The organism is Actinoplanes oryzae, assembly GCF_030757795.1.
GTDB lineage: Bacteria > Actinomycetota > Actinomycetes > Mycobacteriales > Micromonosporaceae > Actinoplanes.
In genome coordinates this window covers 1-18944 of the sequence record NZ_JAUQWH010000171.1, presented here as the reverse complement: position 1 = coordinate 18944, position 18944 = coordinate 1, and the positions used below count along the sequence as shown (strand labels likewise).

The 18944-nt window shown below is 74.2% G+C and carries 17 protein-coding genes; 12 read left to right on the top strand and 5 right to left on the bottom strand.

Annotated features, from left to right (window positions below; genetic code table 11):
• Nucleotides 1-173 precede the first annotated feature (173 nt).
• The 3 genes from RBH18_RS36205 (at nucleotide 174) to RBH18_RS36195 (ending at nucleotide 2102) form a co-directional block, all read left to right on the top strand.
• Complete coding sequence (locus RBH18_RS36205) at nucleotides 174-1148, top strand: serine hydrolase domain-containing protein (protein WP_306215010.1); 975 nt, start codon at nucleotides 174-176, stop codon at nucleotides 1146-1148.
• An 8-nt stretch (nucleotides 1149-1156) separates the two neighbouring features.
• Complete coding sequence (locus tag RBH18_RS36200; protein ID WP_306215009.1) at nucleotides 1157-1618, top strand: GNAT family N-acetyltransferase; 462 nt, start codon at nucleotides 1157-1159, stop codon at nucleotides 1616-1618.
• Nucleotides 1619-1685: 67 nt separating this feature from the next.
• A complete protein-coding gene (locus RBH18_RS36195; protein ID WP_306215008.1) occupies nucleotides 1686-2102 on the top strand; it encodes a protein-tyrosine phosphatase family protein in 417 nt (138 codons plus the stop codon).
• A gap of 286 nt (nucleotides 2103-2388) precedes the next feature.
• Here RBH18_RS36195 and RBH18_RS36190 read toward each other — a convergent pair whose 3' ends face one another.
• Nucleotides 2389-3342 (bottom strand): aldo/keto reductase, encoded by a 954-nt coding sequence (locus RBH18_RS36190; RefSeq protein WP_306215007.1) that lies wholly within the window; start codon nucleotides 3340-3342, stop codon nucleotides 2389-2391.
• A gap of 101 nt (nucleotides 3343-3443) precedes the next feature.
• Here RBH18_RS36190 and RBH18_RS36185 point away from each other — a divergent pair, with 101 nt between their 5' ends.
• Complete coding sequence (locus tag RBH18_RS36185) at nucleotides 3444-4322, top strand: helix-turn-helix domain-containing protein (RefSeq protein WP_306215006.1); 879 nt, start codon at nucleotides 3444-3446, stop codon at nucleotides 4320-4322.
• On the opposite strand, the gene RBH18_RS36180 is transcribed toward RBH18_RS36185, so the two are convergent.
• The 3 genes from RBH18_RS36180 to RBH18_RS36170 are packed head-to-tail and all read right to left on the bottom strand — an operon-like array spanning nucleotide 4302 to nucleotide 6188.
• Nucleotides 4302-4565 carry a hypothetical protein gene (locus RBH18_RS36180; RefSeq protein WP_306215005.1) on the bottom strand — a complete coding sequence of 88 codons (264 nt, stop codon included), beginning with the start codon at nucleotides 4563-4565 and terminating at the stop codon, nucleotides 4302-4304. The genes RBH18_RS36185 and RBH18_RS36180 overlap by 21 nt on opposite strands.
• A gap of 10 nt (nucleotides 4566-4575) precedes the next feature.
• A complete protein-coding gene (locus RBH18_RS36175) occupies nucleotides 4576-5379 on the bottom strand; it encodes a phosphotransferase (protein ID WP_306215004.1) in 804 nt (267 codons plus the stop codon).
• Nucleotides 5376-6188: a TrmH family RNA methyltransferase gene (locus RBH18_RS36170; RefSeq protein WP_306215003.1), complete on the bottom strand. Its 813-nt coding sequence runs from the start codon at nucleotides 6186-6188 to the stop codon at nucleotides 5376-5378. The genes RBH18_RS36175 and RBH18_RS36170 overlap by 4 nt, the downstream gene beginning before the upstream one ends.
• Nucleotides 6189-6261: 73 nt before the next feature.
• On the opposite strand from RBH18_RS36170, the gene RBH18_RS36165 reads away from it, so the two are divergent.
• The 7 genes from RBH18_RS36165 (at nucleotide 6262) to RBH18_RS36135 (ending at nucleotide 15981) form a co-directional block, all read left to right on the top strand.
• On the top strand, nucleotides 6262-8562 hold the full coding sequence (locus RBH18_RS36165) for an XRE family transcriptional regulator (RefSeq protein WP_306215002.1): 2301 nt from the start codon (nucleotides 6262-6264) through the stop codon (nucleotides 8560-8562).
• 211 nt (nucleotides 8563-8773) lie between these two features.
• Entirely contained in the window at nucleotides 8774-9946 is a 1173-nt protein-coding gene (locus tag RBH18_RS36160; protein WP_306215001.1) for an OmpA family protein, read from the top strand.
• The gene (locus RBH18_RS36155; RefSeq protein WP_306215000.1) at nucleotides 9943-11358 is read left to right on the top strand and encodes a hypothetical protein; all 1416 of its coding nucleotides are present in this window, start codon (nucleotides 9943-9945) and stop codon (nucleotides 11356-11358) included. The genes RBH18_RS36160 and RBH18_RS36155 overlap by 4 nt, the downstream gene beginning before the upstream one ends.
• Entirely contained in the window at nucleotides 11351-12169 is an 819-nt protein-coding gene (locus RBH18_RS36150; RefSeq protein ID WP_306214999.1) for a vWA domain-containing protein, read from the top strand. The genes RBH18_RS36155 and RBH18_RS36150 overlap by 8 nt, the downstream gene beginning before the upstream one ends.
• 11 nt (nucleotides 12170-12180) lie before the next feature.
• Complete coding sequence (locus RBH18_RS36145) at nucleotides 12181-12696, top strand: hypothetical protein (protein ID WP_306214998.1); 516 nt, start codon at nucleotides 12181-12183, stop codon at nucleotides 12694-12696.
• A complete protein-coding gene (locus RBH18_RS36140) occupies nucleotides 12686-15289 on the top strand; it encodes a M48 family metalloprotease (RefSeq protein WP_306214997.1) in 2604 nt (867 codons plus the stop codon). Before RBH18_RS36145 ends, RBH18_RS36140 begins: the two co-directional genes overlap by 11 nt.
• A complete protein-coding gene (locus tag RBH18_RS36135) occupies nucleotides 15286-15981 on the top strand; it encodes a hypothetical protein (RefSeq protein ID WP_306214996.1) in 696 nt (231 codons plus the stop codon). The genes RBH18_RS36140 and RBH18_RS36135 overlap by 4 nt, the downstream gene beginning before the upstream one ends.
• Nucleotides 15982-16012: 31 nt before the next feature.
• On the opposite strand, the gene RBH18_RS36130 is transcribed toward RBH18_RS36135, so the two are convergent.
• Nucleotides 16013-17656, bottom strand: a complete 1644-nt coding sequence (locus tag RBH18_RS36130) for a dihydroxyacetone kinase family protein (RefSeq protein WP_306214995.1) — start codon at nucleotides 17654-17656, stop codon at nucleotides 16013-16015.
• 169 nt (nucleotides 17657-17825) lie between these two features.
• On the opposite strand from RBH18_RS36130, the gene argS reads away from it, so the two are divergent.
• On the top strand, nucleotides 17826-18944 hold a 1119-nt coding region (argS, locus tag RBH18_RS36125; protein ID WP_306214994.1), incomplete at its 3' end, for an arginine--tRNA ligase domain-containing protein.

Sequence of the window (18944 nt, the reverse complement as noted above, 5' to 3'; positions counted from 1 at the left end):
CGCCACTCTACGAGCCCGGCCGCCGTGGAGTGAGCTGCCCGGACTCCGGCTGTGCGGAGGGGCGGGCGGCGGCTGGGCGCCGTGCCGGCGGGGATCCTCAGGGGTGTCGCACCCGGGCCGCCGGCGGGGATCATCGATCCGGGCCTGGGCGGCTGACGGCATACTTGTCGGCCATGGGGTTCGAGGACGATTGGCACGCCCTGATCGAGGACGTCGGCGAGGGGCTCACCGTCGGTGTCGCGGTCGGTGGCCCCGGCGGCGACATCGCGACCGGCGGCGGCGATCTGGTGTTCCCGGCCTGCTCGATCAGCAAGCACGTCGCCGCGTTCGGCGCGCTGCGGCTGGTCGCCGACGGGACGATCGAGCTCGACAGCGATGTCAACGCGTACCTGTCGGCCTGGCGGCTGCCGGGGACCGGCACGGTGACCGTCCGTCAGGTGCTGGCCCACACGGCGGGGCTGACCGAGAACTGGTTCCCCGGCTACGCCGCGGGTGCGCCCGTGCCGTCGCTGCCGCAGGTGCTGACGGGTGAGCCGCCCGCCAACTCGCCCGCGGCCCGGCGCGAGCTGCCGCCCGGCACCACGTTCCGCTATTCGGGCAGCCACTACGCCGTCCTGCAGCAGCTGCTGACCGACGTGACAGGGAGCACGTTCGAGGAGCTGATGGCGGACCTCGTGCTGACGCCGGTGGGCATGACGGACAGCAGCTTCGACCAGCGCTTCCCGTACGAGAATCAGGCGCGCGCCGCCCGCGGCCACGCCGGCGGCAAGCCGGTGCCCGGTGGCTGGCACACGCAGCCGGAGCTGGCCGCGGCCGGGCTGTGGAGCACCCCGGCCGACCTGGTCCGGCTGGAGCTGGAGATCGGCCGCGCCGCCGCCGGCACCTCCCGCCTGCTCCCGGCGGACCTGGCCGCGGAGATGCTCACGCCGCAGGTGCCCGGCGGGTTCGGCCTGGGCACCCAGCTCGACCCCGGACGCTACGGGCACACCGGGCAGAACACCGGCTACAGCTGCTTCTCGTTCGCCTGGCCGGGCTCGGGCACGGCGGTCGCCGTGATGATGGACGCCGAGGACCGCCGGGACACGCTGTTCGCGCTCGTCGAGCTGGCGCAGCGGCACTTCGGGACATCGGGCGCGGTGGGTTCATGATTGCTCGGGTGAGCGACCTGACGATCCGGCCCCTGACCATCCGAGCCCGGCGGCCCGAGGACCTCGACCAGTGCGTCGACGTGCTGCGCGAGGTGCGGCTGGCCAGCGGCTACCCGATGAAGTGGCCGTCGGATCCGCGGGCCTGGCTGGACCACCCGCGGCTCGACCAGGCGTGGGTCGCCCAGAGCTCACCCGGCGTCATCGACGGGCACGTCGCCGTGCAGAACGGCCGGGAGGTCACCCGCCTGTTCGTGGCGCCCTCGGCCCGGCGGCTGCGGGTCGGCAGCGCCCTGCTCGACCATGTGAGCGTGTGGTCCGGCGGGCGGCTGATCCTCGCCGTCGTCGACCGTCCGGACTCCTCGGCGGTCGCGTTCTACGAAGCCACCGGGTGGCGATACACGCACACGACGACCGCCGACTTCACCGGGCCGCGCGGAGAGGCGGTCCGGCTGCGGCACTACGTGCGATGAGCGGTCCGCCGTCCGGGCGGGTCCGCGGCCGCCTCCGGCTCGCGGCGGTGGCGGCTACGCTGCGCGGATGACCTGGGACTCCGCCCCCTCCGTCACCCTGCCGTCCGGCCGCGTCATCCGCGGCCGGGGGCTGCGCCACGCGATGCCGACCGGGCACCTGCCCCAGTTCGGCGTCTACCTGCTGGGCAAGCCGCCGCCCCCGGTGCCGTGGGACCACACGTGGCTGCGCTGGCCCGACTTCCGCCTGCCCACCGACCCGGCGGCCGCGGCGGCGACCTTCCGCGAGGCCTGGGAGCGCGCGGCCACGTCCCGCGTGGAGATCGCCTGCCACGGGGGCCGCGGCCGTACGGGCACGGCCCTGGCCTGCATCGCCATCCTGGACGGCGTCCCACCCGCCGCCGCGGTCGCCTGGGTGCGCGAGCACTACGACCGCCACGCCGTCGAGACGCCGTGGCAGAAGCGCTACGTCCGCAGCTTCACCTGACCAGGGCCCGGCCGCCGCGGCGTGAGCTGCCCGGGATCCGCCGGACGGGATCGCCGGGCCGCGAATCGCATCCCCCCACCGGGATGAGGATCTGCCGATGTGCGTGCGCGGACTCGCCTGCGTCGACCCGGCCGCCCGAGCCTGGATCGGCAGCAACCCGGCGGCCGATCCGATCGCCATGCTCGACGAGCTGATGGGTCAGCTGCGCCTCGGCTGACGACAGGACGGCAGGCGACGAACGGCGAAGCGCCTTCTCCGTAACCGGGGGTCAGGGCCCTGACTGTTGCTACATCTCGCGTTCCCACCAGCCGCGGGTGTCGACGTCCGCGGCGTCCGCAAGCGCCTCCAGCTCCGCGATCTGTTCGGCGGCGAGTTCGATGTCGTGGGCTCGGACCAGCCCGTCGAGGTAACTCGCCTTCGTGACGCCGATGATCGGGGTCGTCCCCTTGGCGAAGGCCCAGGCGATGGCGACATCCGCGGCGGACGCGCCCCGAGCCGCGCCGATCGCACGCATCCGGTCCGTCAGCGCCCGGAGGCTGGGCAGGATGTCGTTGTACGCCGCCGCGCGGTCACTGCCCGCCGGCATGGGATGGGCCGGCCCGTACCTGCCGGTCAGCGCTCCCTGTTCGAGCACCATGTAGGAGAAGAACCGTACGTCGTGCTCGCGGCAGTGGTCGAGGATTCCCGCGCGCTCGGAACTGCGGTGCAGGAGGCTGTAGTGGTTCTGGACCGCCTCCACGCGGTAGCCGGCCTCGCCGAGGATCTGGTCGGCAAGAGCGATCTGCTTCAGGTTGTGGTTCGAGACGCCGACGTGCTTGATCTTGCCGCTCCGCAGCAGCGGAATCAGGAGCGGCGTCCAGCGGGCCACGTCGGCGGGGTTATGGATCCAGTACAGATCTATGTATTCCACACCCAACCGGTCGAGACTCTGCTCCAGCATGTCCGCGACCGGATTGGCGCCATCACCGGCGGCCTGCGGGGTGAACTTCGTCGACAGCTGGTACTCGCTGCGGGCGTAACCCTTCAACGCCTGAGCGAGGACCGTCTCCGAACGGCCCATGCCGTACACCGCCGCGGTGTCCCACAAGGTGAACCCGTTCGCGTGCGCCTTCTCGACGACCTCGCGCAGGCCCGGCTCGGTCAGCTGACTGCCGAAATAGCCGTCGCCCGCCGCGCCGCTGTCTCCCCACGCCCATGTGCCCAGCGCCACCGCCGGAACTGTCAGTTCTTTGCTCGTCATGTGTCCAGCAGACCGCGACGGCCGGCCCTGGAGAAGGTCGCGTTCATGGGGGTATTACCTCCACCCCTCTCGGGCCACGACCTGCGGATACGGTGAGGGACATGGACCAGCAGCCCGGAAATCGCGGCGAGATCCGGGCCTTCCTCGCCGGCCGGCGCGCCAGGATCACCCCGGCGCAGGTCGGCCTGCCCACCAGTGCCCGTCGCCGGGTCACCGGGCTGCGGCGCGAGGAGGTCGCTGTCCTCGCCGGCGTGAGCACGGAGTGGTACACACGGCTGGAGAAGGGACACATTGCCGGCACGTCCGACGACGTCCTCGACGCGGTCGCCCGCGCCCTGCGACTGAACGACGACGAACGCACCTACCTGTTCGACCTGGCCCGATCGTCGCGCGCCAGAATGCGCACGCCGTCGCGTCGCCGGGACGTCGAGATCCCGCCCCGCGTCCAATGGCTGCTCGATTCCATGACCACGTCCTCGGCTTTCGTGCGCAACGGCCGCACGGACGTCATCGCGGCCAACGCCCTGGCCCGGGCCCTGTGGGCGCCGATATTCGCCAGCACGACCATCGACCAGCGGGGGCGCCCCAACATCGCCCGCTACATCTTCCTCGACCCCGGCGCACACGACTTCTTCGTCGAATGGGACGCCGCCGGCAATGCCACCGCCGCCCTGCTGCGCGCCGAGGCTGCCCGCGAGCCCCGCGACCGGGCGCTGCGCGACCTCATCGGCGAGCTGTCCACCCTCAGCGTCGACTTCCGTGACCGATGGGCCGCGCACGACGTCCTGATCCGCCACGACGGCATCAAGCAGCTCCAGCACCCCAAGGCCGGCTACCTGGAACTGATCTTCCAGGACCTCGACCTGCCGTTGCCCGGCCGGGCCGTGCACAACCTGGTCACCTACACCGCTGAACCCGGCACCGCATCTGAGGACCGGCTCAAACTTCTCGCCAGCTGGTCAGCCACCTTGTCCCGGTAGGCAGGCTCGCTCCGTCAGAGCTGAGCTCCAGCCTCCTGACGATCCCGTACGGCGACCAAGCCCGAAAATCCCGTTGGCGCGCCGGCCGCGAAGCACGCGAACAGCCGCTGCGCCCGTGGTGCGGAACCGCACGGTCACCCGGCTGCGGAAGGACTCCGGCGAGGTCACGTCGAGCGCCAGGTCGTACGAGACGTCGGCCAGCATGGCAGCCCGCGCGCGGGCCTCGTCCAGGGTCAGCGACACATCGCCGATCTTAGATGTCGTAGCCGGACTCGGCGACGGTCAGCCAGCGCTCGACGTCGGCGGGGCCGTGGTGGCGGATCGCCCAGTCGACGAGGCGGATGCCCATGTGGGCCCAGCAGAGGCGCAACACCTCCGGAGGTACGGCGGCCCGCAGCCGCGCGTCGAGCCCGGCGGCCAGGGCCGGGGTGCGCAGCTCGAGGTCGTACCGCAGCGTGACCAGGCCGAGGCGCCGGTCGCCGCGGCCGGCGTTGTCCCAGTCCACGATGCCGGTGATGCGGTCGCCGGTCGCCAGGACGTTGCCCGGGTGGTAGTCGGCGTGCACCAGGTCGTCCCCGGGCAGCTCGCCGGCGCCCAGCGAGCCGGCCCACGCCAGCAGGGCGGCGCCGCGCGGCGAGTGGGCGGCGACCGTCTCGTGCAGGCAGAAGCCCGGGCCGCTCTCCCGGAGGTACAGCGGGAATTGGGGGTACGCCGTGCCCGTGAGCAGGCCGGCGCAGCGCTCGTTCAGGGTGATCATCTGGTCCACGAGCGCCGGGCCGACGATCGTGGGCGGGCTGCCGGGCAGGCGCGACTGCACGACGACGTTCCGGCCCTCGACCTCGGTGACCAGCTGGTAGTCGGCGACGGGCAGCCCGGCGGCGCGGGCCGTCGCGAGGAGAGGCGCCGCGGCGGCCGTACCCTCGGTGAGCACTGCCGCCCGCCCGTCCGGGTGCCGCACGTAGGCCGCGCCGACCTCGCCGCCGGCGCAGGGACCCTCGTAGGTCAGTCCCAGCCGGGCGGCGATCCGCTCGGCGGGCAGCCGGGTGACGCGCGTCATCGCTGCTTGCGCTGGCGGGCGGCTTCGTAGAGGGCGACCGTGCCCGCGGCCGCCGCGTTGAGCGAGCTGGCGGCGCCGGTGATCGGGATGCGGACGATCGCGTCGCAGGCGTCGCGCCAGGCGGTGCTCAGGCCGTGCGTCTCGTTGCCGACGGCGAGCAGGGTCGGGCCGGTGAGATCGTGGTCGGCGATGTCGTCCGGCCCACGCTCGTCGGTTCCCACGATCCGCATCGGTACGTCCAGAGCGCCCGCCCAGTCGAGCACCTCCCGATGGCTCGGCACGCGCACGACGGGCAGGGCGAAGAGGGAACCGGTGCTCGCCCGGACGCTGCGCGGGTCGTAGGGGTCGGCGGCGTGTCCCGTCACGATCAGCCCGGTCGCCCCGAACGCGTCGGCCGAGCGCAGCAGCGTGCCGATGTTGCCGGGGGTGGCGGGGCGGTCGAAGACGACGACGAGCTGCTGGGGGCGTACGGGAATGCGGGAAAGCTCGTCACCCGGCAGCGCGACCACCGCGAGCAGCTCGGGTGCCTCCTCCTCCTTGCCCCCGAGCTCGGCCATCAGCTCGGCCGCGACCAGCGCGCGCGGCGCCCCGGACGTCTCCGTCACCTCCCGGGCCCACCGGGAGAGGCCGCCGCCGTCGGACACCAGCAGCGTCCGGATCTCCCACCCGAACTCCACCGCCAGCGAGATCGGCCGCACCCCCTGCACGACGAACTCGCCGGCCCGCTGCCGCTTCGTCCTGTTGCCGAGCAGCGCCTCCCATTGCTGGAAGGTGGCGTTCCGCGTGGTGATCCTCGGTGTCCTGGGCACGCCGACCGACACTACGGGCTCCCCGCAGACCCCGGAACGGCGGACTCACCGGTCGAGTCCGTCAGGAACCGTCATGACCGACGCGTACGACACCGACAGCCCCGCCGCGCAGCTGCGCGACCTGTTCCGGGAGATCAAGGCACGGGCCTTCGCGGCCGACAAGTCGCTGACGCTGCGGAAGGTCGCGGACCGGGCGGGCATGACGTCCGCGGGCCACCTCAGCAACGTGCTCAACGGCAAGCGCACGCCGACGCCGGCGACCGCCGAGGCGTTCGCCAGGGCCATGGGCGCGACCGGGCACGAGGTCGAGCGGATCGTGCGGCTGGCCGAGCGCGCCCAGGCCGTCGCCGAGGAGACGCCCGGTCCGGCCCGGGTCCCGCATCTGCTCAAGCCGGCGCCACCCGGCTTCGTCGGCCGCTCCGAGGATCTCAGCGTGCTGTCCGCGCTGGCCGGGCTGCTGCATCGCGGCGCCCCGAAGCCGTCGGTCACCCGGGTCAGCGGGCTCGGCGGGGTCGGCAAGACCTGGTTCGTGCTGCACTGGGCCCATCTGCATCTCGCGAAGTTCCCCGGCGGCCAGCTCTACGCCGACCTGCGCGGGTTCACCGACAACGCCGAGCCGGCCGGGCCGGGAGAGGTGCTCCCGCGCTTCCTGCGGGCGCTCGGCGTCGCCCCCGGGGCGGTGCCGGAGGATGTCGACGATCAGGTCCTGCTCTACCAGGACGTCACCCGTGGCCGCCGGTTGCTGGTGGTGCTCGACAACGTGGCCGAGGTGGCGCAGATCGAGCAACTGCTGCCGGACGGCCCGAGCGCCGTCGTCGTGACGAGCCGCAACCACCTGACCGACCTGCTGGTGGGTCACACCGCCGGCGCCATGCAGCTCGGCGCCCTGACCGATGCCGAGTCCCGCAAGCTGCTGGTGGCCGGGCCGGTCGCCGCCCGGGCCGCGGCGGAGCCGGACTCCCTCGCCGAGCTGCTCGCGATCTGCGCGGGCCTGCCACTGGCGCTGAGCATCGTGCGGGCGCAGGCCGTGATCCAGGCGAAGTGGCCGCTCAGCGAGGTGGTGGCCTACTACCGCGACGCCCCCTCGCCGGTCGACGTCATGAGTAACTCCGGCGAGTCGGCGGACCTCCGGCACATCTTCTGGTCGGAGTTCAACAGGTTCTCCTCCGGCGTACGTTCGGCCTTCCTGGCACTGGGTCTGTGCCCGGGTGTGGAGGTGGACCTCGCGGGGGCGGCCAGCCTGCTGAGCCGGCCGGCCGTCGAGACGGCCGAGCTGCTGCAGGCGCTGGTGCGCAAGAGTCTGCTGGAGCAGCCGGCCCGGGACCGGTTCCGGATGCACGACCTGCTCTGGTCCTTCGCGGCGCGCCGGGCCGTGGAGGAGCTGTCGCCGGTGGAGCAGGCGGCGGGCAGGCGACGGCTCGCGGCCTCCCTACTCGCCGGCGCGCACGCCGGTCAGCTGCAGCTCAGCCCGCACCGCCCGGCGATCACCCTGGACGGTCCGAGCGCCGGGGTCATCGCGCAGCGCCCGGACGGCGACGCGATGGACTGGTTCGACACCCGCTACGCGACGCTGACGGCCCTGCAGGAGTACGCCGACGCGCAGCGCTGGGACGCCGAGGTCTGGCAGCTGGCCTGGAGCCTGGACGACTACCACTACCGCCGCGGCATGGTGAATGCGCACGAACGGGCCTGGCGCCGGGGCCTGGCCGCCGCGACGCGCTCGGGCGAGCCGCATGCCGCCGCGCTCGCCCGGCTCTGCCTCGGTAACATCCTGGCCCGTTCCGGCCGGACCGAGGAAGCGCTGGCCCTGCTCCGGGCCGCCCTGGACTTCTTCGAGCAGGCCGGTGACGTCGCCAACCTCGCGCAGACCCACCGGGCGCTGCACCTCGGCACGCCGGACGACGACAGCACGGCCAAGCTGCATCATGCCCAGCATTCGCTGCACCTCTTCCGCGAGCTGGGCGACCCGGTGTGGATCGCGGTGGCGCTGAACGCGCTGGGTGAGACCCACGCCCTGGCCGGGGAACCGGGCGCGGCGCGCGGGCACTCCCTCGAAGCGCTGCGGCTGCACAGCGACCTGGACAACGAACCAGGGCAGGCGGCGGCGCTCGACAGCCTCGGCATAGCGGCTGCCGCAGCCGGCGATCCGGCGGAAGCCGAGGAGCGCTACCGAGCCGCGGTCGCGCTCTACCGGAGGCTGCGGAACGTCTCGTCGGAGGTGAACACGCTGATCCGGCTCGGTGAGGTGCTCGCGGACCTGCCCGGGCGGGCGGAGGATGCCCGGACGGAGTGGACGCGGGCCGCCGTGCTCCTCGGGCAGCAGGGTCGCGATGCGGAAGCGGACGAGGTGCGGCGCCGGATCGCGGCCCTCTGACGTTCGCTCAAGATCTGCGTCCTCCGACACATTTCACCTGGTCAATGGGGTGGCGGCGAATTGTTTTCGCTCGTCGCCCAGCGAACGTCCCCCGACGCGTTGGCTGGACTCACCGGCGGAACTCACCGCCGCACCGATCCGACGCGAGGTGACACCCCTCATGTTTCCCCCCTTCCTCTCTTCCACGAGGCGGCGTGCGCTTCTGGCGCTCGTGTGCGCCCCTCTGGTCCTGATCGGACTTGCCGGCTGCCCCAGCGGCGGCAACGGCGGAGCGGCGGGACAACCGTCGGCCGAGGACTGCACCAAGGCCGGGCAGGGCGCCGGCGACTACCAGGGCACCACCGCACTGGTCGTGGACAACACCGCCTCGGCCGTCGCGACCGGGCTGCCGCCGGCGATCACCGAAGTGCTCGCCCGGGCGCAGCAGGACCGGCACCGGCTCGCTCTCGTGCCGGTGCGCGGTGCCGGTGAGCGCGCCGCGGTCGCCCGATTCGTCCCGCTGAACCCCCGGCCGGACGACGACTCGCAGGCCGGCGACGCCGCTCGCAGGATTGTCCTGGACTGCGTCGAGCAGTGGGCGCACGCCGCTGACATGCTGCCCGCCGCCCCGGGCAGCGCACCGATCGACGCCCTCGCCGCCGCCAGCCGGGAGGATCCGGCGACCATCGCGGTGCTCTCCGACGGGCTGAGCAACGCCGGCGACTTCGATCTCGACGACGTCGGGTTCGACGCCGATCCGGCCGCGGTGGCGGCGAAGCTGCGGGCCGCCGGCTCGCTCCCGGACACACTCGCCGGCCGGACCGTCGTCTGGGCGGGACTGGGCGACTCCACCAAGCCGTTGCGCCAGGCGCTGCGCACGTCCCTCCGGCAGCTCTGGCAGCAGGTCCTGGGCAGTGCCAAGGCCAAGGTCACGTTCGACGACCGGGCGGCGGAGCCCGTCGGGGCGCCGGCCGGCCTCCCCGCCGACGACGTCAAGCTGCCGGACGCCGCGAAGGCGGTCTGGGCGTGCGGCGACAGCTACACCATCCCCGCGGCGATGCTGTTCGCCCCCGACAGTGCGGACCTCGGCGACCGGAGCGATGCCGTGCTGCGCCAGGTGGCCGATGCGCTGGCCGGACATCCCGACTGGGTCGCCGAGATCGGCGGGCACACCGCGGACTTCGGCACCGCGGCGGGGAGACAGCGGCTGTCGGAGAGCCGTGCGCGTACGGTCGCCCGGGCCCTCGCCGAGCTGGGCGTCGACGAGTCGCGGCTGACCGCTGCCGGCTACGGCGCCACGCGTCCCGCGGCGGACGAGTGGACCGGGGGCGGCCACGATCTGGCCGCCGCCGCGCGGAACCGCCGGGTCGTCGTCCACCTCGGTGTCCGGGGGTGTCACGCATGAGCTCCCGGCTGCTGGATCGTTTCCTCGCCCTGCTCGGCGGCCGCCCGGTCGAAGCGCGCCGCCGGCGGATCCTCGAGCGGGAGAGCACGGAACCGCCTGCCTCGCCCGGCGTCTTCAGCCACGGCGAGATCGGGGTCCTCGTCGACGTCGACCAGACCCTCGCGGCCGGCGACCGCAAGCTGGTCCGGCGGGTCGTGCGCCAACTGCGCGGCCTCGTCCGTGCCGCTCGCGAGGCGGACCTCGCCTGGCAGCGGCTGCAGGAGCTGACGGTGGATCCGCGCTGGGCCGCGCACCGCCGCCGCCGGGCCGCCGAAGCGGAGGCCCCGGCCGAGTCGTCCCGTCCGGACCGCACCCGGCGGGCCGGCTTCAGCGAGGACTTCGACCCGCATGTCGCCCTCGTCTCCGCCCGGGTGCTGCTCGCCGTCGAGATCGTGTTCGTCGTCGTCGAGTTCTTCTTCTGGTACGGGGTGTTCGCGTTCGGGGTCAGCCCGCGGGCCTCGCTGCTGGACCCGTCGCGGCTCTCCGCTGTGTTGCTGGCCCTGGCCGTACCGGTCGCCGGTCTGCTGGCCGCCCGCGTCCTCGGCGCCCTGGGCCATCGCGCGATCATGAATCACCCGGGAACCGGGCGCCGCGAGCGGATCGGCGCGGTGGCGGCCGCCGTGGTCGCCGTGCTCGCCGTCGTCGGGGTGACCACGCTCGTCTACTTCCGCTTCGGGGAGTCGGCGCCGCTGGGCACGGTGGAGATCCCGGCCGGCCCGATGGCGGTGATCTTCGCGGTGATCCTGCTGGGCGACATGGTGGCCAGGATCTTCCTGCCCTCCGAGATCCGGCAGCAGACCCGGCTGCGGTCCGCGGACCTGGAGAAGGCCGCGCGGGCGGCGATCACCCGGAACTACGCGCACGTGGACGCCTGGCTGAGCACCCGGGCGCGTACGCAGGCCGCGCTGGACACCGCCGAGCGGGTGACGACCGTCGGGGGCCTGCTGATCGCCGACTCCCGGTCGCGCACCGGCGCCCCGCCCGTCGCCGCCGCGATCGGTCAGCCCAGGACCGGTCACGCCGCTCCCGCGCCCGCGCCGGACCGCCACGGCCGGATGACCCTGGCAGTGCCGGACACCACCCTGCTGCGGCTGTTCGGCGGTCCGCTCGGCATCGGGCCGACGCGGGTGCTGCGCGACGCCGTCGACGCCCTGGACCGGCTGCGCCCCCGTGACCCCGACCGGCTCGGTGAGCTGATCGAGGCCATGCGGCGGGACCTGCACGGCCACCCGGCGACCGAGGCCTCGCCGCCCGTCCCGATCCTGCCCCTCGCCGGGAACACGCCGACGGGTGCGCAGACCCCGCCCGCCCCGGTCAACGGGCACCATGCCCGTCAGCCCAGCGGTCTGACCGTGGGGGACGACGATGCCTGACTCCCTGCGGCCGGCACCCGGCCTGAGCCCCCGCCCGGCCCTGGCCCGCACCACCGGCCGGTGGCGGTCGCTGCTGCCCCTGCTGCTCCTGGTCCTGCTCGCCGGGCTGCTCGTGGTCTCCTGGCCGGACCGCGAGGAGCCACCCGCCGCCGCGCCGGCCGCCGGCCCGGCGCCGGCGCCGGCCGTCCTGCGCGGTTACCAGCTGGCCGGGCCGCGCAGCGCCGAGTGCCTGCGGCTGATCATCGGTCTGGACGTCTCGGGCTCCATGCGCGACTACACCACCGCCCGGGATGCCGCCCTGGTGCAGTTGCTGAGCTGGGCACCGCGCAACCTGCGGGCGGACGACGAGATCGCGGTCGTCGACTTCGCCCTCGAGGCACAGGTCCGGCTGCGGCCGGTGGCCGTGGGTGAGCTGCCGGGCACGACGGCCGCGCCCGTGGTCCAGGACGGACGGGACACGCTGCTGGACCCGATGCTCGCCCGCGCCGCTGAGTTCCGGGCGACCCGGTGCCGTGTGGTCGTGGCGCTGTTGTCCGACGCGGCGATCGTCGACCTGCCGGCAAGCGCTCCGGACGGTGTCGGCCTGCTGCGGGACCACCGCGTCGACGACATCCGGCTCCTGGTGCCCAGTACGACGGTCGCAGTCCCGGCGACCTGGGTGGCCGGCTTCCCGCAGGCCACGCCGGTGCATTTCGACGGCCTGGCGGAGGACCGGACCGCGCTCGTCATCGGGCAGACCCTGGCCGGCCTGACCGACCAGGAGCTGCGGCCACTCACCGCCTCGGCGCCCACCGCCGTTCCGACCCGATGAAAGAGGAAGCCATGTCCGAGGCGTTCACCGTCGAGGCGGCCGCTCGCGCGCTGGTCGGCCGGCTCGCGCCCGCCGAGCTCGAGTCGTTGCCGATCATCAGCGCGGGCTTCCGGCACGACGCCGCGACCCGGCGCCGCATCACCCGCGACGTGCTCTACCCGCCGCGGTCCGGGCCCCGTCCGACCGGATTCGACCCGTCGGCCGTGGCGGCAGCAGTCGCCCCCGTCGTCGTGGTGATCCTCAACGCGGTCTCCACCGAGGTGCTGACGGACTGGGCCGGCCGCGGCACCAGGAGTCTGCTGGGCCGCATGCGCCGTCGCCGGGCCGTTGCGCGCTCGATCGCGCACCCGGCCGATCCGCGAGCCGTCCTGCCCCGCCTCGACGAGGAACAGGCTGCGCGTGTGGCGCTGCGCTGTCACGAGCTCGCGCTGCTGAGCGGATTGACCGAGCACCAGGCCGAGATCATGGCGCGCCTGATCGCCGAGATGCTCGTCGCCGCCCCGGGCGAGCAGTCCGATGGGGACTGAGCCCGTCCGGGCGGCTCGCCTCGACCCGCTGGCCCTGCCGCCGGCGACCTTCAGCCGCTTCCTGCTCCTCGTGATCGCGACCCTGGCCGGCGCCGTGCACATCTACGCCTGGCTGGCGGGGCACCTGGCCGCGATCAGCGAGGCGCCCGGCGGATGCGCGCGGACCGCCCGTGGCGTGACCGGCGCGGTGCCGCCCGACGTGCTGATCGACTGGTACGCGGGCTGCCTGCGCCACGCGAGCCTGCGGGAAGCCGTCCTGGTCGCCCTCGCGCTCGCCGGTTTCCTCCTGCTCACGGTCGCGGGCTACCTGGTCGCCCCGCGCCTCGTCCGCCGGGGCCGCACCCCGCTCGACAGCCCCGTGCTCACCCCCGAGGTGCGCGATGCCGTGCGTGCCGCCTTGCCGGACACCACCCCCCGGCCGGAGGTCCTGGTGGATCTCGCGTCCCGGGGCAGCCCGGCACACGCGTTCGGCCGGTTCGGGCGGCACGGGATCGTGGTCAGCCTGCGCGCGATTCAGCGACGGGACGCCACGCCCGAGGAGCATCGCGAGCGCTTCCGAGCGCTGCTCGCCCACGAAACGGCGCACATCCGCAACCGCGACGTCGACCTGACGTACCTGGCCGTTGCGGTGTGGTGGTCCTTCCTCCCCGCCGCTCTGCTGCCGCTGCTGATCGTCGCGGTCCGGGAGCCGGCGCTCCTGCCCGGCTTCGCGTGGCGGGTGGGCGGCCTGCTGCTGCTCCTCTTCGTCATCCGCGCCGGGGTGTTCCGGATCCGCGAGTGCTACGCCGACGTGGCCGCGGTGCGGACCAGGGAGGACGAGACCGGCCTGATCGCCGAGCTCGAGAGCCGGCCGTCCCCGTCCCCGTGGTCGCGGCAGCATCTCTACCACCCGGCGACCGCCACCCGGATCGACACCATCCGCGGTGGCCCGCATCTCTTCCGCCTGGACACCGCGGCGGCGGCCGCCCTCGGCGCGCTCGTGGGCCTGGCGTACACCCCCACGTACTACCTGTCGACGCTGCTGCTGCCCGGCAGCGTCCACCTGCGCGGCTGGTTGTGCGGGGTGCTCTTCGGCGGGCTGGGAGCCGCCGTCATGACCGGCTCGATCTGGCGGGCGACCCTGTGGGACCTGGCCCACGACCGGCGCGCACCGCTGGCACCGGCGGCCCTCGCGCTGGCCGGGGGAGTGCTGGCTGGACAGCTCTTCGTACCCGATCTCGCCGAGGTCGGCGGCTGGCGGGCGGTGCTCACCGCGAACCCGGTGCTCGGCCTGGCGACCGCTGGACTGCTGCTGGCCGGGTGCTTCGGGCACTTGGCCTGGAACCGGTTCGTCGCGCGGCAGTGGCTGGCGACGACCGGGCATCCCGTCCGGGCGTACCGCTTCGCGGTGGCGCAGTCCGCGGTCACGGCCGCAGCCTGGCTCGCGTTCTGGTTCCAGCTGCAGGACCTGCTACGCGGTGCGGGACAGACCCCCGCGGCGCTCACGGTGCTGCTGCTGTCCACCGCGCTCAACCCGGTCCTGGTGCTGTCCCTGGTGTGGACCTTCGCCTACCCGTTGGCGATCTGGCGGGCGGATCGCCGCCGCCATGCGTACTGGCGGGATCCCGGCGCACCGCCGCCCGGCAACGCGAGCGTGCCGGCCTGGCCGCTGCCCGCGGTGTACGGCACGGCTGCCGGGGTGATCCTCGGCTACTGGTTGATCGTGCGCCCGGCGTATCCCGCGTTGCGGTCCTCGCTGGACGCGCTGCGGTCGGGGCCGCTGGTGCCCGGCTCCGCGGCTGCCCACAGCGCCCTGCTCCTGCTCCTGCCTGCGCTCGTCTGCGGGGCCCTTGGCGGGTTGGCCCTCGGCGCATGGGCAGGCGGCCCGCGGCGTTCGGCGGTGGCCCTGGCCGCGGCCGGCTCCTGTGCGCTGCCCGCCGCCGCGGGGCTCCTGGTGACGGCGCTCCAGCACATCGCGGCCGCGTCGCCGCAGTCGCGGACCTTCACCGAGCTCGTGATCGGACTGGCCGGGGGCCCGGTGAACGACGGCCCCGCCTATCCCGCGCTCGGGCTCATGACAACGGCCCTGTACGCGGCACTGGTCATCGTGTCGCTGCCCGCCGCGCTGCTCGGCAGCCTGCTGCGCTCGGCGGTCAGCCGGACAGTCGCCGGTCGGCACGTGCGCCGTCCCGGCGCCGCCGGCCAAGTCGCCCGGATGCTGCCGCTGGTCCTGTGCGCTGCCGCAGTCGGCGGGCTGAGCCTCGGCGAGTGGTCGGTGCCGCAGGTCTCCACGGTCCGCGGCGACTACGACCCGGCGCGGGTCGACCGGATCCTCGCGGGTACGGGCACGACCGGCGTGCCCGTGGCCACGGTCTGCAGCCGCCTGGTGACCACACTCGGGTCCCCGGTCGCGCCGTCCGACGTGGTGGCCGACGAGTTCGCGGTCCGGCTGGCGTCGGCCACGTCCCTCGTCCTGTCCAGCGACGACGCCACCCTGCGGGCGTTCGGTTCGGGTGCCCGTGACGCCTTGCAGCTGCGTGAGGTGCAGCGCAGCGCGGCCGGGATGACCGCAGCCCTCCAGTACTGCGCCACCATCCTGAGGGGAAGAGCATGACCAGCACACTGCTGAGAATCACCGGAGTGACGCTCGTCGCCACGATGCTGGCCGGGTGTGGCCTTCTTGATCCCCCGCAGCCACCCCCGACGGCGCCACCAGCACCCTCGGCCACCGCGCCGGGCAAGGCGCGTACCTGGACGGAAGCCGAGCTGCGCTCCGCTCTGCTGGAAGCGGCGGAACTCCCCGGCGATTTCTCCGCGGCGCCTGCCGGAGCCGTCCCGATGGCCGGGGGCACGACCGGTCTCGAGGGTTGTGGTGCGTCGCCCGCCCCCTCGTCGGAGGGCAGCCCCAGCGCCACCGCGGTGTTCCAGGGCGGGATGACCGGACCGTTCGTCGCCGAGCTGCTGGTGTCGGCGCGGAGCGTGCCCGACGCGACCGGAGCGATGGCCGCCCTGCGCGCCGCACCCGGCGAGTGCGCCGAGTTCTCCGTCGAGGGGCCGGACGGAACCCGGCTCACCATGCGGCTGGGGCAGCTGTCCGTGCCCGCGACCGGCGACGAGACGGCGGCCTTCCGCATGACCGCCACCTACGGAAGCACGGGACTGAACCTCTATGCGCACGTCGTGACGGTGCGGCTCGGCGCCGTCCTGGTCATGGTCACGGTGCTTCAGCTGTCGGCACCGGACGTCGCCACCACCGGGGACGTCGTCCGCCGGGCGGTGACGAAGGCACGTCGTACCCTGTCATGATCCCGGACGTCCCCGGAGGGGGAGTCCCACGTCATCCGCGCAGCGTAGCCGCCACCGCCGCGAGCCAGAGGGCGACCGCGTGCGCGCCCGGATCGGGGTGGCCGAGCACCCGGTTGCCCAGGTAGCTGGAGCGGCCGAGCGAGGCGGTCAGGTCGGCCGTCGCCGCGGCGCCCGCCCGGGCGGCGGCTGCTGCCTCCTCCACCGTGGCCGCCCGGGACGCCGGGTCGAGGGCGTCGATCATCGTGCGGTCGCCCGGGGCGGCGCCGCCGGCCTCGCGGACGCCCTCCGTGCCCGCGCGCAGGGCCTCGGCCCAGGAGCCGGTGGCCTCGATCGCGGCGGCCGCGCGGAGCAGCAGGATCGCGTAGAGCGGGCCGGAGGTGCCGCCCACGCTGCGGCGTACGGTGGCGGAGGCCGCGCGCAGCACCGCGGCCGGGCCCTGCTCGCCGGGGTAACCGGGGCACTCGGCGAGGAGGGCGGCCGCGCCCCGGGCCAGGCTGATGCCCAGGTCGCCGTCGCCGACCTCGCGGTCCATGGCGGTCAGCTCGTCGCGGTGCGAGATCAGGGTCTCGGCGACGGCCTCGAGGGCGCGCCGGACCGGATCGGTCGCGGGCAGGGTGCCGGTCTCCACGGCCACCGCGGGCGGGGCGGCCAGCACGGCGCCCTCCGGGGTGGACACGGTGGCGGGCCAGGCCGGCGCCGCGGTGGGCGCGTCGAGCAGGGGCAGCAGCTCGTCGTCGACCGGGAGCAGGCTGATCGACACCCCGGCCATGTCGAGGGCGGACAGGAAGGTGCCCGCCCACGTGCGTACGGGCGTGATCCCGCGCTTGCGGAGCACGCGCGCCGCCGCGTCGGCCATCACGGTCAGCTCCATCGGGGGCGTCGCACCCAGGCCGTTGACCAGCAGCGCGACGGAGTCGCCGGAGCCGATGCCGCGGTCGTCGGCGATCGTGGCGATCAGGCGCTCGGCCACGTCGGCGGCGGCGGGCAGGGTGCCGCGCTCGACGCCGGGCTCGCCGTGGATGCCCAGGCCCCACTCGGCCTCGTCCGGGCCGAGCAGGAAGCCGGGCTGCCCGGCGGCCGGGACCGTGCACGGGCTCAGCGCCAGGCCCATCGAGCCGGCGGCGTCCGCGGCGCGGCGGGCGAGCCGGGCGACCTCGGCCAGCGGCAGTCCCGCCTCGGCGGCGGCGCCCGCGACCTTGTGCACCAGGACCGTGCCCGCGATGCCGCGGCGGCCCGTGCGCGAGGCGGTGTCCAGCGCCACGTCGTCGGCGACGACCACGGTCTCCACCGCCAGGCCCTCGGTGCGGGCCAGTTCGGCGGCGAGGCCGAAGTTGAGCCGGTCGCCGGTGTAGTTCTTGACGATCAGCAGCACGCCGCCGGGGGAGGCGATCGCGCGGATGCCGTCGAGGACCGCGTCGACCGACGGCGACGTGAAGACCTCGCCCGCCACGGCGGCGGTCAGCATGCCCGCGCCGACGTATCCGGCGTGGGCCGGCTCGTGGCCGGCGCCGCCCCCGGAGAGCACGGTCACCCGGCCGGCGGCGACGACCTGCGCGATGTCGGAGCGTACGGCCGTGGTGGAGCCGGCCAGCCGGGCGATGCCGGCGCTGGTGCGGGTGAGCCCGTCGAGGGCCTCGGCGACCACGTCGCCGGGGGCATTGATCAGCTTCTTCACCCCGTCAATTCTCCTCGCCCCGGCGGCCGCTGTCCCGTTATGCTGCGGTCGTGATCAGCGTCAACCGCGAGCGACGCCGGACTTTTTCCGCCCGGTTGCGCTGACACGCGTCCTCATTCCGGCGGGTTGCCGCCGGACGGGACCCGCTCTCTCTTCCGAACGGGTTCCCATGAATCTCGAAGCACTCCTGTCCACCCGGCTCACCGATGTTCTCGAGGAGCCGGCCGTCCGGCGCTCGCCGCACGCCGACTTCCAGTCCGGAGCCGCCCTCGCGCTGGCCCGGGTGCGGCGGAAAGCGCCGCGGGAGATCGCCGCCGACGTGGTCGCCCGGGCCGACCTGGCCGGCCTGGCCACGGCGGAGGTCTCCGGCCCCGGCTTCGTCAACTTCACGATCAGCGACGCCGTGCTGGCCGCCGCGGCGACCGAGGTGGCGCGGGATCCCCGGCTGGGCGTGCCGCAGACCGAGCAGCGGGAGACGGTCCTGGTCGACTACTCCGGGCCGAACGCCGCCAAGGAGCTCACGGTCGGTCACCTCCGGCCGACCGTCATCGGGGACGCGCTGGTGCGGGTGCTCGAGTGGCTCGGGCACGACGTGGTCCGGGCGAATCACCTCGGCGACTGGGGCACGTCGTTCGGCATGCTGATCGAGCACGTGATCACCAGCGGTGACTGCTCGTATCAACAGGCCCGGGCCAGGTTCGACACGGACGCCGGCTTCAAGCGGCGGGCACAGCAGCGGGTCGTGCTGCTGCAGTCCGGGGACGCCGAGACGCTGGGCTGGTGGGAGCGGCTGGTCACCGAGTCGAGGCGGGACTTCCTGACCGCGTACGAGAGACTCGGGGTGACCCTCACCGACGGTGACTTCGCCGGGGAGAGCAGCTACCAGCCGTGGCTGGCCGAGGTCGTCGAGGAGCTGACCGCCAAGGGTCTGCTCGTGGAAAGCGACGGTGCCCTGTGCGCCTTCCCGCTCGGGCGGGACAGCGCCCCGCTGATCGTCCGCAAGAGCGACGGAGGGTACGGGTACGCGACCACCGACCTCGCCGCCCTGAGGTACCGCACGGGGCACCTCGGCGCGACCCGGCTCCTGTACGTCGTCGGGGCGCCCCAGCGGACCCACTTCGCCATGGTCTTCGCGGTCGCCCGGGCGGCGGGCTGGCTGCCGGAGGGCGTGCACGCCGAGCATGTCGCCTTCGGCTCGATCCTCGGCCCGGACGGCAAGATGTTCCGCAGCCGGTCCGGCGACCCGGTCCGGCTCGCCGGGCTGCTCGACGAGGCCGAGGCCCGGGCC

Excerpts from the sequence above, each read along its gene's own strand:
- RBH18_RS36190 (WP_306215007.1), bottom strand. The coding sequence starts at position 3,342 with ATGACGAGCAAAGAACTGACAGTTCCGGCGGTGGCGCTGGGCACATGG.
- RBH18_RS36150 (WP_306214999.1), top strand. The coding sequence starts at position 11,351 with ATGCCTGACTCCCTGCGGCCGGCACCCGGCCTGAGCCCCCGCCCGGCC.
- RBH18_RS36175 (WP_306215004.1), bottom strand. The coding sequence starts at position 5,379 with ATGACGCGCGTCACCCGGCTGCCCGCCGAGCGGATCGCCGCCCGGCTG.
- RBH18_RS36165 (WP_306215002.1), top strand. The coding sequence starts at position 6,262 with ATGACCGACGCGTACGACACCGACAGCCCCGCCGCGCAGCTGCGCGAC.
- RBH18_RS36205 (WP_306215010.1), top strand. The coding sequence starts at position 174 with ATGGGGTTCGAGGACGATTGGCACGCCCTGATCGAGGACGTCGGCGAG.
- RBH18_RS36195 (WP_306215008.1), top strand. The coding sequence starts at position 1,686 with ATGACCTGGGACTCCGCCCCCTCCGTCACCCTGCCGTCCGGCCGCGTC.
- RBH18_RS36140 (WP_306214997.1), top strand. The coding sequence starts at position 12,686 with ATGGGGACTGAGCCCGTCCGGGCGGCTCGCCTCGACCCGCTGGCCCTG.
- RBH18_RS36145 (WP_306214998.1), top strand. The coding sequence starts at position 12,181 with ATGTCCGAGGCGTTCACCGTCGAGGCGGCCGCTCGCGCGCTGGTCGGC.
- RBH18_RS36185 (WP_306215006.1), top strand. The coding sequence starts at position 3,444 with ATGGACCAGCAGCCCGGAAATCGCGGCGAGATCCGGGCCTTCCTCGCC.
- RBH18_RS36155 (WP_306215000.1), top strand. The coding sequence starts at position 9,943 with ATGAGCTCCCGGCTGCTGGATCGTTTCCTCGCCCTGCTCGGCGGCCGC.
- RBH18_RS36135 (WP_306214996.1), top strand. The coding sequence starts at position 15,286 with ATGACCAGCACACTGCTGAGAATCACCGGAGTGACGCTCGTCGCCACG.